This window comes from Aquisalibacillus elongatus (assembly GCF_003843875.1).
GTDB lineage: Bacteria > Bacillota > Bacilli > Bacillales > Alkalibacillaceae > Aquisalibacillus > Aquisalibacillus elongatus.
Map to the genome: position 1 here is coordinate 132,117 of NZ_RKRF01000012.1, position 16,908 is coordinate 149,024.

The window sequence follows — 16,908 nt, forward strand, 5'->3', positions numbered from 1 at the left end:
TTATATATGTTCTAAATAAAACTCCAAATACGTTTCATCTTTCTTGGCTAATTGTGTTGAGCCAATGGATTTATAAAAAGAAATGACATCACGTATGATCTTTTCTCCTTCTTTAAGGTCGCCTGTTTTCAATTTATAAAAACCTCTTATAACCTCTCTGCTCGTCTTTTCATAAATATCTGAATCTCCTAAATCAAGTTCATTTAAATAACTTAGAAACTCCTCAGCATAGGGGTGAACGTTTTGGTTAGGGATGCTTGTCAGGTAAATTAACGTATTCAATAGAACACTAGCGACGACATTAACTCCTCTTTTCATACCTATATACCTTGAACTTTTTTTATAAGCTGTTCTAGTTAAATTAACTACCATTTCTTGTGGTAATAAATGCATCGTTAAATTATACAGATACAGTTCATACTTACCCCAGACCTCTACGTTAAATAAATAATCATACAAAAATTGAATATCATCATCCTTAGTTGAAGGGTATTCGTACTTTAATAAGTCTATAATTCTTTCAATAGCAATTTTATTACACCGTGATATTCGTGAGCCTGACCGCTCCCATTCTTTTAACTCTGCTTGTTTCATCTTCTCGAGTTCTACGAGGTCTTGATTTAAATAACACTCATTGACTCGGTCAAAAAACTTTTCGAAGTAATCTTCATGATTATTATGTAAATGGAAAAACTCATCAAAACTGACGGCTAGACGTTTCAACAATTGTTTGAATAAGCCTAGTGTAATCTCAGATTCATTTCTTTCAAATTTTGATAAAAACGAAACAGAACATATGCCGTCTGCTAACTCTTGTAACGTATATCCTTTTTGATTACGTATTTCTCTTAACGTCAATCCATAATTTTCATTCATTAACATGCCACCTTACTCAACTGATTATTTTTCCACTATATGAAAATTTTACAGCTTTTTGATCATCCCCGTCTATACTTATAGTTAGAATTTTCATAAAAGAAAGGGGTAAAGGATTGTGAGCCTTTTACTAAAAAACGGAAAAGTTATTAATGTAGAGACAGGTGAGGTAGAAGAATCTTCTATTCTTATACAACAAGATCAGATCGTTAATGTAGGGAATCTTGATGAAGAAGCTGATGACGTGATTGATTTGGACGGAAAATATGTCATACCGGGACTCATTGATATGCACTGTCATATTAAAGAGCGGTTTGCGCACTTATTTACAGCTGCGGGGGTTACGACTGTCAGAAATACAGCAGGAAATGTCATGGAGTTACGCGACATGATTGAAGCTCCGAATAATGCACAAACACCAAGAATTTATTCTGCTGATCGTTTAATAGATGGGCCTCCAGGGTTGTGGGGACCAACTAGTCCTTATAGTTTCAATGCCTCTGAACCAGATGAAGCCAGACTAGAAGTTCAAAGACAAGCCAATGCTGGAGCTCAGTTCATAAAGGTTTATGGCTGGTTAAGTCCGGAGATCATGAAAGTTGTAGTGGATGAGTCACATAAACATGGACTAGAAGTCAGTTGTGATTTAATTCATTCTTCAAAAGTAAATGCGTTACAAGCCGCTCAGATGGGCGTAAAGTGGTTCGAACATAACTCAGGAGTTATTCAAGCCATTTATCCAGGGTGGTTTCCAAGCACAGATCAAGATTTTCTGATTGATTGGGAGCAACCTGATTTAGAAAAGCTCCAAGAAGTTTGCCAACAACTACTAAAACATGATGTTTACATGTGCCCAACTACAGTTGTATTTGACCAAGCCAACCATGCTTCATCTCATTGGAATAGTGATGAGAGATTTTCTGATGACTCGCTTCGAAACATTTGGGATCAAATGTCACAGTATAAAGATGAGCTGAAAGATCAACTCGGCATTCAAACTGAATACCTTAAAGCCATCACCAAAACATATTATGACCTAGGTGGTACGATTGTGGCAGGAACGGATACACCTGGTGGCGTTTGGACATATCCTGGTATGGCGTTACACCGAGAGCTTGAATTGTTAGTTGAGTCTGGACTAACACCCTTTCAAGCTTTACAATGTGCAACGACTACAGCAGCTCGCTCGATCAATAAAGATGAAATTGGAGTTGTTTCTACTGGAAAAATAGCCGATTTATTAGTTTTAAACTCAAATCCATTAGATGATATTCGTTACACGAAGGATATAGATACCATTATTAAAGGTGGGGCCGTTTATAACCAGGAAAAGTTATTAAATTATAAGTTGGATGAAGATTTAAGCGATCAAAAGCTAGACGCTTTTATACAAGAATTCGAACAATCTTTAAGCTGTTAACAAGCGGTTTACCGCTTCTTATAGGTCTTATGTTCCACTCGATCCAACACGTTAAATTTCACTATAATTTTTAGTAAATCTAGACTACTGTTTTACTAGTTTCACATATCAGTAATTTATAAATGGCTTTAAGACAACTTTTAAAACGAATTAAAAATATAACAATAGTTATATTGAGGTGATAGCTAAAATTACCTATTCATTAAAATCTTAGGCTATATCCGTACTATTTTATCATGTAAAATATTCAGAATATTATTATAATTAAACCAAGCAGTTTATAAAGCAAGGTAGTGGTTGGCCCTTGTCCTGTCGTTGGACCAATAACGATGAAAGGAGGGGTGTACAGTGAAGTATTACGAAAGTGTTTTTGTAATACTGGCGGTGATAGGTGGGATGACGACATTGTCTGACTCACCTGTGATCGTCTTGCCAATGGTTGTGTTTATTGGCAAAAAAGACGCTGCCTTGCTTTTAGCGGAAGCAAGACAGCGAATGGCATTTGCTTAAATAGGTTTCCGTTAGCCACAACCTTGTGGCGTAAACTGCAATGAAAGGGGAAGGAAGTGCTTTCGCATTTCCTTCCCTTACCCATTTTATACATCTCTATTATAAATATAACCAAATTTTCAAGTGGTCAATCTTCTTTTTATAACATTTCTGAAAGCGTCTTACCTTGTAAGAAGTTGTAAAGGTAATCCGGGCCACCTGCTTTAGAGTCTGTACCTGACATGTTAAAGCCACCGAATGGATGATAACCAACAATCGCTGCTGTACAACCGCGGTTGAAGTACAGGTTACCGACATGGAAATCTTCTTTAGCGATTTCGATGTGGTTACGGTTGTTTGTAATGACAGCACCTGTTAGGCCATAGTCTGTGTTATTGGCAATTTCGATTGCTTCGTTAAAGTCTTTTGCCTTCGTGAACGCCACAACTGGGCCGAAGATCTCTTCTTGCATAATTGTTGCTTCAGGGTCAACGTCTGCAAAAATTGTTGGGTCGATGAAGTAACCTTTAGAGTCGTCTCCTTTTCCTCCAGAAACTAACTTACCTTCTTTCTTCCCTGTTTCGATGTAACCTGTAATCTTATCATATGCACCTTGGTCAGCAACAGGTCCCATGAAGTAGTTCTTCTCAGTTGTATTGCCAACATCAATTTCTTCAGTCAATTCTTTTACGCGCTCTAATAAATCATCATAAACGTCCTCATGCGCTACAACGCGAGAGCAAGCCGAGCACTTCTGACCTTGGAAGCCAAATGCTGAGTTCATAACAGACTCCGCTGCTAGCTCAAGATCACTATCGTTATCAACGATAATCGTGTCTTTACCACCCATCTCAGCTACCACACGCTTCAGCCACTTTTGGCCTGGTTGAACTTTAGCCGCTTTTTCGAAAATGCCAGTACCAACATCACGTGAGCCTGTGAAACTAACAAAGCGAAGTTTCGGATGTTCAACTAAGTAGTCACCGATTTCGCTACCGCTTCCTGGGATGTAGTTCATAACGCCTGATGGCATACCTGCTTCTTCAAGTACTTCCATTAACTTGTATGCAATTACAGGAGTTGCACTAGCTGGTTTTAATAAAACAGTGTTTCCTGTAACTAATGGAGATACCGCAGTACCACACATAATTGCGAATAAGAAGTTCCAAGGCGAAACAACTAATCCAGTACCTAATGGAATGTAAGTGAAACGATTATTCTCAACCGGACGGCTGTTGATTTCCTTACCTTGGTCAATTTCTAGCATTTGACGTCCGTAATATTCTAAGAAGTCAATCCCTTCTGCAATATCCGCGTCTGCTTCTTTCCATGGCTTACCGCCTTCATGAATGATCCAAGCATTGAATTCATGCTTACGACGACGAACAATCGCTGCTGCGCGGAATAAAATATCAGCACGCATTTCAGCTGTTGATTTTCTCCACCACTCAAACGTTTCGTTCGCTACGTTTAGTGCTTTCTCAGCTAGTTCTTTATCAGCTTTTGATACATGACCGACCACTTCATCTTTTTTGGCTGGGTTTGTAGAAACAATTTTCTTGTCTGTGTAAATACGCTCCCCGCCAATAATTAATGGATATTCTTGGCCTAGTTCTTGTTTGACTTGTTTTAAAGCTTCTTCCATTGCTTTTTTGTTCTCTTCAACCGTAAAATCTGTAAACGGTTCGTGACGGTATGGTTGTACCATTAAAAAGCCTCCTTAAAATACTTTTTTTATCGCTATTGTAGCGCTTCCATAGTCTATTCTATACGAAAGTCATAACTCAATCAAATTCAAAAATTAAGAAAATTAGTCATAAATATGATACTCAGGTTCTTCTTCTCCAGCCTTACGGAAAATGAGCGCTTCTTGCTTCCGTTCAGATTCAATGGTCACGTCAATATCATAATGATTCGGAAAATATTCTAAAACAGAGCTATATAAATGTTGCGTGAGGCCGACAATTTCTTGTCTACCGTTAAATTCAACATTTACATTAATGGTCAGCTCTTGTAGTTCATCACCACTATAAAAACCTTTTCCTACAACTCCTATATAATTAGGAAAATAATCTTCTACTTCACGTCTAAAATCACTAATAAGCTCAGCTTGATCCGTAAACTCATCTTGAGCTTCATCTGAAGGGAATAACACATGCTTCTCACCTATTGACTGCCATTCATTAAATGTCTGTGCCAAAGGCTCAACTTCTGCTTTAGCAACAAAATTACCTGGAACGATCGCGTTATTTTCATTTTGGCGATATAACGCGACCATAATTGGAACCTCTTGTAGATCCTCATTATTTCGTATTCTAGTCAAAATAGACTCCGTTACTTTCTTACCCGTCTCAAGCATCTCATCATAACTAATATCTCTGTAATGAGTTGTACCTTCAATAGAAAATTCGTATTGGGATTTTAGGGCAATACCAATCACCATACCGCCTAACTCAACACTATTTTCACCTGAGCGAACCAAATAGTTATGTTCTAGAACGTGCGAAAATATTCTTGGATTTTCCATATGATAATCATAATCTTGACTAAACTTATCGTCTGGATTTAAATCATCAATCCAACCAAGGACCATGTCATCTGTGAGATATTGACCTTCTTGAAACAAATATTCCTCAGGGCTAAAAGTTGACTTCGCATGACGAATGAGCCCTCTTTCGAACTCGTCAACATCGTAAGAATTTTGCAACTGGGACGTAATAATTCCTCGTGCTGCACTTGGTTGGTACGGAATAATTGTTTGATAATCTTCCTCTGAGATTTGACTCGGAACAATCGACTGTTGTTCTTCCGTATTTTCAGTATTTTCTTGGATAACTTCTTCCTCATCTGATTCGAACTTTGGTGTACAAGCTGCCATCATCATGATTGACAGTAATACGATTGTGGCTTTCTTCATGTTTTCCACTCCCTATGCCTCTAGTGCATCGATCAGTTGTTGCTCGCTCCAGACTTCAACGTCTAGATTTCTCGCTTTTTCTAACTTAGAACCGGCATCTTCACCGGCAACTAAAAGATCCGTTTTTTGACTGATGCTGCCAGTCACATTTCCGCCTAACGCTTCTATACGTTCTTTCGCTTCACCACGTGTTAAGGTTTCAAGTTTTCCAGTTAACACAACGGTTTTATCATAAAAAATCGAATCCGTACTTACTTCAACAGTACCACCTAAGTAATCCATGTTAAGGCCTAATTGTTTAAGGTCTGTGATAAGCTCTTGAACCTGTTCCTTTTCAAAGTAGGTCGCAATAGAATCAGCCATTTTCGAACCAATTTCAGGCACTTCTTCTAGATCTTCAGCATAGGTCTTCATGAGCTGGTCCATTGTTTTAAAATGCGACGCAAGTGTATCTGCTGCTTTACTTCCAACATAACGAATACCTAGCCCAAAGAGTAAGCGTTCTAATGAGTTTTCTTTAGACGTTTCGATCGCTGATAGCAAATTAGCAACAGATTTTTCGCCCATGCGTTCGAGCTGAATTAAATCGTCACGGTTTAATTTATATAGATCAGCAATGGTATGAATTAAGTTATTATCAAACAACTGTTCAATTACTTTTTCGCCCAAACCGTCAATATTCATCGCATTACGTGATACAAAATGAATAAGTGCTTCTTTAAGCTGTGCTTCACAGTTCGGATTCACACAACGCCAAGCAACTTCTTCTTCGATCTTCTCAAGTTTACTTCCGCATACGGGACATTCCTCTGGCATACGGAATACTTGCTCATCACCAGTACGTTCGTCCGTCACAACACGGACGACTTCTGGGATAATGTCACCAGCTTTTTTAATCACGACGGTATCACCAATTCGGATGTCTTTTTCTATAATTAAATCTTCATTGTGTAATGAAGCTCTTGATACGGTTGTTCCAGCTACTTGAACGGGTTCTAAAATCGCTGTTGGCGTAATCGCACCTGTTCGCCCAACGCTAAGTTCAATATCATGAAGCTTCGTAATTGCCTCTTCCGCAGGGAACTTATAAGCAATCGCCCATCGTGGACTTTTTGCTGTAAAACCTAGCTCTTCCTGCTGATCAACTGAATCGACCTTAATGACAATACCATCGATTTCATAATCCAATTCGCTACGCTTTAACGTCCATTCCTCTGTATAATCAATCACTTCTTCAATCGAATCAAACGTTTTCGTCTCACGGTTCGTCTTAAACCCTAATTCTCTTAAGAATTTAAGGCGCTCGCTATGACTGCTGATCGAACCAGCTTCCCATTGACCCACACTGTAAATAAAAATATCGAGGTTACGGCTCGCCGCAATTTTTGGATCTAATTGACGCAAAGAACCAGCTGCTGCGTTTCTCGGGTTCGCAAAAACTTCTTGACCATCCTCTTCACGTGCTTCATTTAAAGCAAGGAACGATTTCTTCGGCATGAAAGCTTCTCCACGCACTTCAATCGTCTCTTCTTCTTTAATTTTAAGCGGAATACTGCGAATCGTTCTTAAATTATTCGTGATATCTTCGCCCGTTTTACCATCTCCACGCGTTGCGCCGCGTACAAAACGCCCGTCTTCATAACGCAAGGAAACTGCAAGCCCGTCGATTTTAAGCTCACAGACATAACGATAATCACTTACTCGTTCACGAATTCGACGATCAAAATCTCGCAAATCTCCTTCGCCGAACGCATTTCCAAGGCTCAGCATTGGGACTTCGTGATCGACTTTTACAAACTTATCTAACGGCTCGCCACCTACGCGTTGGCTTGGAGAATCATCTGTTAATAAATCAGGTTGTTCTTCCTCTAATTGAATTAATTCGTGTAATTTTTGATCATAAACATGATCGGGTACCGATGGGTCATCGAGCACATGGTATTCATAATTATATTGACGTAGTTCATCTCTTAGTTCTTCTATTCTTTTTGCAGCTTCTTCACGATTCATGAATGGCCACCTCTTTATTCGATTTTATTGATCGGTGCAAAGTTTGCTAATAATCGTTTGACACCTACAGGTGAAGGGAACGCAATGTCTAACTCAGCATTTTCTCCGCTTCCTTCGACTTTAACAACCGTTCCTTGTCCCCATTTTTTGTGTTCGACTTTATCGCCTGGAGACCACGTTTTAGGTGTTGCAGATGGTTGCTGCATTTTTTGAGCTTTTCTCTTAGGTTTAGGCGGCTGTTGTTTCGCTTGAAGGTCTTGGATGGCTTGGTCAAAATGTCCACCTGCTTCAAACGTCATACCACTCAATGTACCTTCTCGCTCCACTAATTCATCCGGGATCTCATCAATGAAACGGCTTGGCTGATTGCTTTGTCTGCGGCCAAAGAACGTGCGTGATGACGCATAAGTCATGTATAAAAACTGTTCTGCACGTGTAATTCCAACATAAGCTAATCGGCGTTCTTCTTCCATTTCTTCTTCATCAAACAACGAACGGCTATGCGGGAAAATGTTTTCTTCTAAACCGATTAAGAAAACAATCGGGAATTCTAACCCTTTGGCTGAGTGTAACGTCATGAGTGTAACTTTATCATCTGATTCATCGTCTGACTGATCTAAGTCTGATACAAGGGCAAGGTCTGTTAAAAAGGCGATAAGAGACTGATCGTCACTCACTTCCTCAAACTGTTGTGTAACGGTTTTAAATTCATCTAAGTTTTCTAAACGGCCTTGTGCTTCAATGGACCGGTCGTTCTTCAACATCTCTTCGTAGCCGGAACGTTTCAGCACTTCCTGTACAATTTCAGTCACGCTTAAGAATTCCTGCTGTTTTCGCCATTGTTCGATCATCGTTCTAAAACTGTGCAATTGATTGACAGCTTTTTTCGATATGCCAGTAAAATCAGACTCAAGCACAGCGTCGTATAACGATTGATCGTTCATTTCTGCGTGTGTTTGCAGTTTTTCTACCGACGTCTTACCAATACCGCGTTTCGGAACATTAACGACTCGCATAAAACTAATGTCATCGTGCGGGTTTGCGATAAGTCTCAGATAAGCGAGTAGGTCTTTAATTTCTTTACGCTCATAGAACTTAGTCCCGCCAATTATTTGATAAGGAATGTCCGACTTCATCAAGACATCCTCCATCGCACGCGATTGCGCGTTCGTGCGGTATAACACAGCGAAATCTTTATAATCTCGCTTGCCTTCTCCCCTAATTTCTTGTATTTGATCAATGATGTAACGTGCTTCTTGACGTTCGTCATATGCTTCATATAGACGAATTTTCGTCCCGTCGGGATTGTCCGTCCATAAATGCTTCGGCTTTCTTGACGTATTACGCTCAATAACCGAGTTGGCTGCATCTAAGATCGTTCTCGTTGAGCGATAGTTTTGTTCTAAGTAAATGACTTTTGCATTTGGATAACCTTCTTCAAACGACAATATGTTATAAATATCAGCCCCGCGCCATTTATAAATGGACTGATCGGAGTCACCAACGACACATAAGTTTTTAAAACGAGACGCTAGTAAATTCACGAGTTGATATTGCGCACGGTTTGTATCTTGATACTCATCGACATGAATATACTGAAAACGATTTTGATAAAAATTTAAGACTTCTGGCACGCGATTAAATAAATTGAACGTCTCCATAATTAAGCCGTCAAAATCAATCGCTTGGTTTTTTCTTAACAGATTTTCGTAAGTTTCATACTGTTGTGCCATAATCTCTTCGTAATAGTTATTCGCTTCGTTTTTTGCTTCTTTTGGCGTTTTTAACTGGTTTTTAAATCCGCTAATCGTAAACAATACCGACTTCGGTTCAAATTTTTTCGTATCGATATCATTCATGCGTAGCGCTTCTTTCACCGTCGTTAACTGATCAGTCATATCGTAAATCGCAAAATTACGATCCAACCCGATACGATCGCCATCACGGCGTAAAATTCTAACGCATAATGAGTGGAACGTTGACATAATAATATTTTTCGCTTCCTCACCGACGAGTCGCTCCACACGATCTTTCATCTCTCGCGCGGCTTTGTTCGTAAACGTAATCGCAAGCACATTATAAGGTGCAACGTCTTTTTCTGCTAAAAGATACGCAATGCGGTGAGTTAAGACGCGTGTCTTACCACTTCCGGCACCTGCCATAATGAGTAAAGGACCTTCTGTATGTTGAACCGCTTGTTGTTGCGGTTGATTCATTCCACTTAAAATTTCGTTCGCTGTTAAACTCACTTAAAACCCACCTTTAATTCGATTTAACCTTTTTAACAGCATGTACCGTTCGTAGTGCTGCTTTTATATCGTCATAGATCACATTACCAACCACAACAATATCGGCCCGTTCAGCCATTTCGGTTGCTTGATCTTTCGTTGTAATTCCTCCGCCATAGATTAACACAGCTTCATCTAAGGCATCATGAACGTTTTGTACTAATTCCGGATCACCATATGTACCGCTATATTCTAAATAGATAAACGGAAGTCGCATCAATTTCTCAGCTGTTTGAGCATAGGCGATGACATCTTCCTCGTCCGTCTTTAAAGCGTTTGTATGTTGATAAGCCTTCGATTCAGGATTCAGCATAATATATCCTTCTGCTAATAATTCTTCCCAATCTATAAACTCGCCATAAGCCTTCACCGCTTCTTGGTGAAGTCCAACGATCCACTTACGATCAGAGCTGTTAAGCACCATTGGGATTAAATATAAGTCAAACCCAGGCGTTACAGACTCTGTGTTTGAGACCTCTAATATACATGGCACTGTAAAACGTCTGACGCGCGCTAACATATTAAGCACATCATCTAACGTCACATCGTCAGTTCCACCAACTAATATGGCATCTGTCCCAGATTCGCAAATTTTCTCTAGGTCTTCATCGGAAATGTCTTTATTCGGGTCTAGCTTAAATATATGTCTCCACTGTTTGTAATCTTCAATCACGTTCATTCCTCCAACTGACTTCTTCGCTTTTTCATTATATCAGAAAATGGGGGTGAGTTTTACCGTTTCATCACTGTCAGTTAGACAAAATTTTTACATAGAAATTGTAATACACGTTGTTGTTATTGTGACTCGCTTTCGGCGGACGCTTTCCGCGGGCACGGCTCGAGCCTCCTCGGCAGGAAAGCCCTGCCTGCGGGGTCTCGAGACTCGCGCTATTTCCGCTGGAGTCGCCGCCTTCGCTCGTCACAATACAACAACTCAAAACTCACAACATTTAAAAACTCATTAGCATTAACACACCACATAAAAGTTGAGTTAAACGGGACAATATGCTAATATAAGAAAGCAAATAACATAAAACGTTGAAGGGGTTATAGTAGTTAAACTCAATACTCCTAGCGATTCAGGGATGGTGCGAGCCTGAAAGTAAAGTTTAGCGAAACGGCAACCTGGAGTTTTCGTTCTGAAAGAGGGTGTGCATTGGCATGCCAATCAGGGTGGAACCGCGGGAGATACATACACTCTCGTCCCTGGGCTTTAAACGGCCCGTGGGACGGGAGTTTTCTTATTTTTGAGCAATGTAATTTAAGGAGGGCAAACAATGTCTAAAGACATGGAACAGTTAGTGAATCATTCGAAGCACCGTGGATTTATATTTCAAGGGTCTGAAATATACGGTGGACTTGCAAATACGTGGGATTACGGCCCATTAGGTGTTGAACTTAAGAAAAACTTAAAAGACGCTTGGTGGAAAAAGTTTGTCCAGCAGTCACCATACAATGTTGGATTAGACGCTGCCATTTTAATGAACCCAAAAACTTGGGAAGCATCAGGACATTTAGGTAACTTCAATGACCCGATGATTGATTGTAAAGATTGTAAAACGCGTCATCGTGCTGACCACTTAATCGAAGATCATTTCGAAGCAAAAGGAGAAGAACGCGTTGTCGATGGAATGCCTTTTGATGAATTAGAGAAAATCATTCAAGAAGAAGGCATCACGTGCCCGAATTGTGGCTCCGATAACTTTACAGAAATTCGTCAGTTCAACTTAATGTTCAAAACGTATCAAGGTGTTACAGAAGATTCAACTGATGAAATTTACATGCGCCCTGAGACTGCTCAAGGAATTTTTGTGAACTTTAAAAACGTTCAACGGACGATGCGTAAAAAACTACCTTTCGGGATTGCACAAATCGGTAAAAGTTTTCGTAACGAAATTACGCCAGGAAATTTCATCTTCCGTACGCGTGAGTTCGAACAAATGGAAATGGAATTTTTCTGCAAACCTGGTGAAGAGTTAGATTGGTATCGTTATTGGACCGACTTTTGCCATAAGTGGTTAACGAATTTAGGTTTAGATGATGAGCGAATTCGTCTTCGTGAGCATGATGCTGAAGAGCTATCTCACTACAGTAATGCAACGACAGACCTTGAGTATCTCTTCCCGTTCGGCTGGGGCGAGCTTTGGGGTATTGCGTCTCGTACAGATTATGATTTGAGCAAGCACGCTGAGCATTCTGGTGAGGATATGCAATATATTGATCAGCAAACGAACGAACGTTATGTACCTTATGTAATCGAGCCAGCATTAGGTGCGGACCGCTTAGCGCTAGCTTTCTTAGCGGATGCTTATGAAGAAGAGGAACTTGAAGATGGTTCAACTCGTACCGTCATGAAGTTCCACCCGGCAGTTGCGCCGTTTAAAGCAGCTGTTTTCCCGCTTTCTAAAAAGTTAAATGAGGAAGCACAAGAAGTTTTTGCTGAGCTATCCCAAGACTTCATGGTTGATTACGATGAGTCAGGCTCAATCGGTAAGCGTTATCGCCGTCACGATGAGATCGGAACGCCTTATTGTATTACTTACGATTTTGACTCTAAAGAAGACGGCCAAGTGACAGTACGTAATCGTGATACAATGGAACAAACACGTATGCCGATTTCTGAATTAAAAGCATTTTTACAAGACAAAATTAATTATTAAGGGTAAGAGCCTCTACTTTTCGTAGGGGCTTTCTGTATACGGAGGAATAGAGATGCAAACAAAACGCGCACAGTGGCTATGGGTTGGATTAGGCGGTGCTTTAGGAACTCTAGCTAGAGCAGGAATTGGGGAAGTATTCATTCATACAAACTTTCCTGTTGCTACGTTAATCGTAAACTTAGTCGGAAGCCTATTATTAGGCGGTTTTACAGCCTACTTATATTTTAGAAATAATAATACCTTACATTGGTTATTCGGCGTGGGCTTTTGTGGTTCCTTTACAACGATGTCAACGTTCGCTGCTGATGCGGTTTTATTAATCGATCACTCCGTCGGCATCTTTTTATCCTATGTCTTCTCATCTGTAATTGGTGGACTTTTATTAGCCGGGCTCGGTTACTGGATTATGAGAAACATATATAAAGGAGGCCAAGCAGCATGAACATTTTATTGTTGGCCTTAGGCGGAGCACTCGGCGCGATTAGCCGTTTTGAAGTCGTTAATTTGTTTGAGAAAAAACACCCCTTTCCGTTCTCAACCCTAACAGTCAATTTAATCGGCTCAGCGTTGCTCGGAATCGTAATGGCCTGGTTTGTAGAAACACAATATATTTATACCTTTTTCGCTGTTGGTTTTCTTGGAGCCTTTACAACCTTCTCTACTTTTAGTGTCGAATCGATGAAGCTCATCCAAGAACAACAATGGCTCACCTTCATATTATATCTCACCACTACCATTCTTGGTGCCATCCTCGCCTTCACCCTTACATTTTTCCTATTTTAAAGCAAAACACTTACCACCTAGGGTGAAGTGTGTTATCATTTATTTATAATGATTATAATTTAATAATTTATGTAAATAACGTTGATTTACACGCAAGTTTTTTGAATTTATCCGCAGGTATTTCGGGTTTACCTGCAGGTTTCGGGAGGGGTACAGTTGCAACATATAAAAAAATTAATCTCAACCCATCGAGAGCTGATTTTCTCCATTATTGGGGGACTACTTTTACTCTCAGCGTACTTAAGCGAACTCAGTATTTTATACATTTTAGCATACATGACCGGGGGTTATTATAAAGCCAAAGAAGGTGTCGAAGACCTCATCTATGACAAAAGTTTAAATGTTGAGATCTTGATGATCATTGCGGCTATTGGTGCTGCCTCCATCGGTTATTGGCATGAAGGTGCAATTTTAATTTTTATTTTTTCATTAAGTGGTGCATTGGAAACTTACTCCTTACAAAAAAGCGAAAAGGATTTATCGAAGTTAATTGCGCTTGCACCAGAAGAAGCTAATCTATTAACAGATGATGATTCTGTGAAGTCTGTAAAAGTTAGTGAACTTCAAATTGGTAATAAAATTTTAATTCGGAATGGCGAGCGGGTACCGGCTGATGGTGAAATAATCAGCGGGCTTACATCAATTGATGAATCAGCCATTACAGGTGAATCCATGCCCGTTCAAAAAGAGGTCGGCGATGAGGTATATAACGGCACGATAAATGGTAGTGGATCCATAGTAGTTCGGGTGACTAAGCGTGATGAAGATTCGCTGTTTCAAAAAATGATTCGATTAGTAGAAGAAGCAAAAGACAATCGCCCACCAACTCAACAGTTCATCGAAAAAATCGAAGGGCCTTATGTCATTATCGTGTTAATTGCAACAGCATTAATGCTTATCATCCCGCCGTTTACGTTCGGATGGAGTTTTGATGAAACATTTTATCGAGCAATGGTGTTATTAGTGGTCGCGTCACCTTGTGCCGTCGTTGCTTCCATTATGCCAGCCTTATTATCCGCGATTAGTTCTGGCGCACGAAACGGCGTCTTGATGAAAGGCGGTACTTACTTAGAGCAACTTTCTAAAATCAAAGCTATGGCGTTTGATAAAACAGGAACGATTACAAAAGGTGAGCCAGAGGTGACAGATTTTGAAGCTGATCAGGATCAGGTTTTAGACACTATTATAGCTATCGAAAGGCAGTCTAGTCACCCTCTAGCCAAGGCAATCGTTGCTTATGGGGATTCTCATCAATCAAAACAAGTGAAGATTCATGCGACCGAGGACCTTACAGGTAAAGGTGTCAAAGCATGGATAGGTCAAGACGTGTGGTTATTAGGGAATGAAAGAATCGTAGATCATATAGATATCCCAGATGCTTTCCAAAATAAACGCAAGCAGATGCAAAACGAAGGTAAAACGGTGGTCTATGTAGCGAAAAATGGTGCGTTAGTTGCGATAATCGGGTTAAAAGATCAAATTAGACCCGAAGCAAAAGCCCTTATTCAGTTTCTGAACAACCAAGGTATTAAAACAATTATGATCACCGGCGACAACGAACAAACCGCTGCTTCAATCGGGCGTGAAGCTGGACTAACAGATTGGATATCAGAATGCTTACCAGAAGAAAAAGTGACACAAGTTGATAAGCTTAAAGAAACTTACCGCTCAGTTGCAATGGTTGGAGACGGCGTTAATGACGCACCAGCCATGGCAAAATCAGATATTGGCATTGCAATGGGGAACGGTACTGATGTAGCGATTGAGACATCGGATTTGGTGTTGATGAAAAGCCAACTTGAAAAGATCGAACGCTCTTTCAATTTATCTGTTAAACTCAACCGTATTATTAAGCAAAACCTTGTATTCTCAATCTCTGTGATTGTTCTACTGATCATCGCTAACTTTTCACAAGATTTAACTCTTCCTCTAGGTGTCATCGGACATGAGGGAAGTACTATTCTTGTCATATTAAATGGCTTGCGTCTATTAAAAGGATAATAAAATGGCTACAGTTATAAAAAAGCTTTTGCGTCCGAAACGCAAAAGCTTTTTTTACTATTCGCTCTGATCCTCTTTTTCATAAATGCGATCTAATACCATTTCATAAGCGTCATTTCCATAATTCAAGCAACGTTTAACACGTGAAATCGTCGCGGTTGATGCGCTTGTCTCATCTTCAATGCGATGATACGTATGGCCTTCTCTTAACATACGTGCCACATCTAAACGCTGAGCAAGAGCTTGAATTTCGTTCACCGTTGCTACATCATCGAAAAATCGATAACACTCTTCAACATCCTTAAGGGTTAAAATCGCTTCAAATAACTGATCTAATTCGCGTCCTCTTAACTTATCAATTTGCATGATGATTACCTCCTTCTTATTCGTAAGTCACAGATTGCTCAAGCCCAGGAGAATTCGGAATGACATTGACCCAAGTTTGACCTGGAACGAGTTTGGCTTCTTCGCCATCAATAAAAGGTTTCATAAGCCCATCAACATTTTGCCATTCAACTTCTTTAATTGTCCCTTGTTGAATTAAGTAGCCGTTTCCACCAGACTCACGGTCGATCGCACGTCTCCCTACGTCATCGATGACTTCATGTGACGTTTCAAAAATTAATATGTTAGCGACTTGCATCGGTTCTTCAGTATTTAAATCCTTCGTTTTGACACCGTCACTAAATCTTGTGTAAACCTGATTATCAGAATCATAAGTATATGATACGGAATACGTTTTGTTATAAGTTAAATCTACCTGTTGAGCCGTGTCACCATCAACATTTTCTAGTTCATCTTGATTATAAAATTGCCAAGAATCGTGCTCAAATTCACGTTCGAGGTTATTTTGTCCAGCCACTTCATAAGCATTAGGCAAGTATACATATGAGTTGTGTGGTGCTTGTCGGAATGATTCTCGGTTGAATAAAAATCCGTCATCATCGTAATAAGCACCATTCAAGTTATCGACCCAACCATTGCGTAAATCTTCTTCAATAAAATTCGCTGCGCCGTGATAAATGTATATTGCATTCTGAGCTTTAGCCGTTTCGATGTAATATTCTCTAGCACTTCTGACCGGCCCTACATAATCGGCTATATCGCTATGGTAAATAGCTAACAATCGTGTAATCGGTCCCTCTGCTAAAAATTCATAAACCATGTCAGCTTTCGTTAAACCTGTTTGTGGTCGAGCCTTGGTATGGTTATTGACCATAACTGCTAATGCTCGGTTCGTTGATTCTTCGTCAGCTTCTAACCCTGTCAAAGGGTAAGTAAACTCCGGTTCAGTCTCCTCTTCAACTGGATCTTCGGATTCTTCTGGTTCATCTACCGGATCTTCTACATCTTCTTCATTATCTTGAGGCTCCTCTGCTCCCTCATCTGTACAAGCCATTAATGCAACAAGCATTAGCATCAACAAGACCATTAAAAACTTTCTCATGTATTAACATCCCCTAA

The 16,908-nt window shown here is 39.9% G+C and carries 14 protein-coding genes; 6 read left to right on the plus strand and 8 right to left on the minus strand.

What is annotated here, in order from left to right:
- Positions 1-876 (minus strand): helix-turn-helix domain-containing protein, encoded by an 876-nt coding sequence (locus EDC24_RS12895; protein WP_170158583.1) that lies wholly within the window; start codon positions 874-876, stop codon positions 1-3.
- Positions 877-994: 118 nt separating this feature from the next.
- Between EDC24_RS12895 and EDC24_RS12900 the strand changes: the two genes are divergently transcribed.
- On the plus strand, positions 995-2,296 hold the full coding sequence (locus tag EDC24_RS12900) for an amidohydrolase family protein (protein ID WP_124223286.1): 1,302 nt from the start codon (positions 995-997) through the stop codon (positions 2,294-2,296).
- A gap of 348 nt (positions 2,297-2,644) precedes the next feature.
- Positions 2,645-2,806, plus strand: coding sequence for a hypothetical protein (locus tag EDC24_RS15215; RefSeq protein ID WP_170158584.1), 162 nt, complete (start codon positions 2,645-2,647; stop codon positions 2,804-2,806).
- Positions 2,807-2,945: 139 nt separating this feature from the next.
- Here the strand turns inward: EDC24_RS15215 and pruA are convergent, their stop codons facing one another.
- From pruA to pcrB, 5 genes are all read right to left on the minus strand, one after another.
- Positions 2,946-4,493: an L-glutamate gamma-semialdehyde dehydrogenase gene (pruA, locus tag EDC24_RS12905; protein ID WP_124223288.1), complete on the minus strand. Its 1,548-nt coding sequence runs from the start codon at positions 4,491-4,493 to the stop codon at positions 2,946-2,948.
- 102 nt (positions 4,494-4,595) lie between these two features.
- Positions 4,596-5,702: a CamS family sex pheromone protein gene (locus tag EDC24_RS12910; protein ID WP_124223290.1), complete on the minus strand. Its 1,107-nt coding sequence runs from the start codon at positions 5,700-5,702 to the stop codon at positions 4,596-4,598.
- Between the two features lie 12 nt (positions 5,703-5,714).
- Positions 5,715-7,712 carry an NAD-dependent DNA ligase LigA gene (ligA, locus tag EDC24_RS12915; RefSeq protein ID WP_124223292.1) on the minus strand — a complete coding sequence of 666 codons (1,998 nt, stop codon included), beginning with the start codon at positions 7,710-7,712 and terminating at the stop codon, positions 5,715-5,717.
- A 14-nt stretch (positions 7,713-7,726) separates the two neighbouring features.
- Positions 7,727-9,961, minus strand: a complete 2,235-nt coding sequence (gene pcrA, locus EDC24_RS12920; RefSeq protein ID WP_245998173.1) for a DNA helicase PcrA — start codon at positions 9,959-9,961, stop codon at positions 7,727-7,729.
- Between the two features lie 13 nt (positions 9,962-9,974).
- A complete protein-coding gene (pcrB, locus tag EDC24_RS12925) occupies positions 9,975-10,670 on the minus strand; it encodes a heptaprenylglyceryl phosphate synthase (protein ID WP_124223367.1) in 696 nt (231 codons plus the stop codon).
- Between the two features lie 607 nt (positions 10,671-11,277).
- On the opposite strand from pcrB, the gene EDC24_RS12935 reads away from it, so the two are divergent.
- The 4 genes from EDC24_RS12935 to EDC24_RS12950 all read left to right on the plus strand — a co-directional run bounded on the left by EDC24_RS12935 (position 11,278) and on the right by EDC24_RS12950 (position 15,444).
- The gene (locus EDC24_RS12935) at positions 11,278-12,660 is read left to right on the plus strand and encodes a glycine--tRNA ligase (protein WP_124223297.1); all 1,383 of its coding nucleotides are present in this window, start codon (positions 11,278-11,280) and stop codon (positions 12,658-12,660) included.
- Between the two features lie 52 nt (positions 12,661-12,712).
- Positions 12,713-13,102 carry a fluoride efflux transporter FluC gene (locus EDC24_RS12940; RefSeq protein ID WP_124223299.1) on the plus strand — a complete coding sequence of 130 codons (390 nt, stop codon included), beginning with the start codon at positions 12,713-12,715 and terminating at the stop codon, positions 13,100-13,102.
- The gene (gene crcB / locus EDC24_RS12945) at positions 13,099-13,443 is read left to right on the plus strand and encodes a fluoride efflux transporter CrcB (protein WP_124223300.1); all 345 of its coding nucleotides are present in this window, start codon (positions 13,099-13,101) and stop codon (positions 13,441-13,443) included. The genes EDC24_RS12940 and crcB overlap by 4 nt, the downstream gene beginning before the upstream one ends.
- Positions 13,444-13,599: 156 nt before the next feature.
- Positions 13,600-15,444 carry a heavy metal translocating P-type ATPase gene (locus tag EDC24_RS12950; RefSeq protein WP_245998174.1) on the plus strand — a complete coding sequence of 615 codons (1,845 nt, stop codon included), beginning with the start codon at positions 13,600-13,602 and terminating at the stop codon, positions 15,442-15,444.
- Between the two features lie 57 nt (positions 15,445-15,501).
- Here the strand turns inward: EDC24_RS12950 and EDC24_RS12955 are convergent, their stop codons facing one another.
- Both EDC24_RS12955 and EDC24_RS12960 read right to left on the minus strand, forming a co-directional pair.
- A complete protein-coding gene (locus tag EDC24_RS12955) occupies positions 15,502-15,810 on the minus strand; it encodes a YerC/YecD family TrpR-related protein (protein ID WP_124223305.1) in 309 nt (102 codons plus the stop codon).
- Between the two features lie 16 nt (positions 15,811-15,826).
- The gene (locus EDC24_RS12960) at positions 15,827-16,891 is read right to left on the minus strand and encodes a DUF3048 domain-containing protein (RefSeq protein ID WP_124223306.1); all 1,065 of its coding nucleotides are present in this window, start codon (positions 16,889-16,891) and stop codon (positions 15,827-15,829) included.
- Between the last annotated feature and the right edge of the window lie 17 nt (positions 16,892-16,908).

What these genes read in the sequence shown, in the direction of transcription:
- EDC24_RS12895 (WP_170158583.1), bottom strand. Translation starts at nt 876, where the DNA reads ATGAATGAAAATTATGGATTGACGTTAAGAGAAATACGTAATCAAAAA.
- pruA (WP_124223288.1), bottom strand. Translation starts at nt 4,493, where the DNA reads ATGGTACAACCATACCGTCACGAACCGTTTACAGATTTTACGGTTGAA.
- EDC24_RS12910 (WP_124223290.1), bottom strand. Translation starts at nt 5,702, where the DNA reads ATGAAGAAAGCCACAATCGTATTACTGTCAATCATGATGATGGCAGCT.
- ligA (WP_124223292.1), bottom strand. Translation starts at nt 7,712, where the DNA reads ATGAATCGTGAAGAAGCTGCAAAAAGAATAGAAGAACTAAGAGATGAA.
- EDC24_RS12935 (WP_124223297.1), top strand. Translation starts at nt 11,278, where the DNA reads ATGTCTAAAGACATGGAACAGTTAGTGAATCATTCGAAGCACCGTGGA.
- EDC24_RS12940 (WP_124223299.1), top strand. Translation starts at nt 12,713, where the DNA reads ATGCAAACAAAACGCGCACAGTGGCTATGGGTTGGATTAGGCGGTGCT.
- crcB (WP_124223300.1), top strand. Translation starts at nt 13,099, where the DNA reads ATGAACATTTTATTGTTGGCCTTAGGCGGAGCACTCGGCGCGATTAGC.
- EDC24_RS12955 (WP_124223305.1), bottom strand. Translation starts at nt 15,810, where the DNA reads ATGCAAATTGATAAGTTAAGAGGACGCGAATTAGATCAGTTATTTGAA.
- EDC24_RS12960 (WP_124223306.1), bottom strand. Translation starts at nt 16,891, where the DNA reads ATGAGAAAGTTTTTAATGGTCTTGTTGATGCTAATGCTTGTTGCATTA.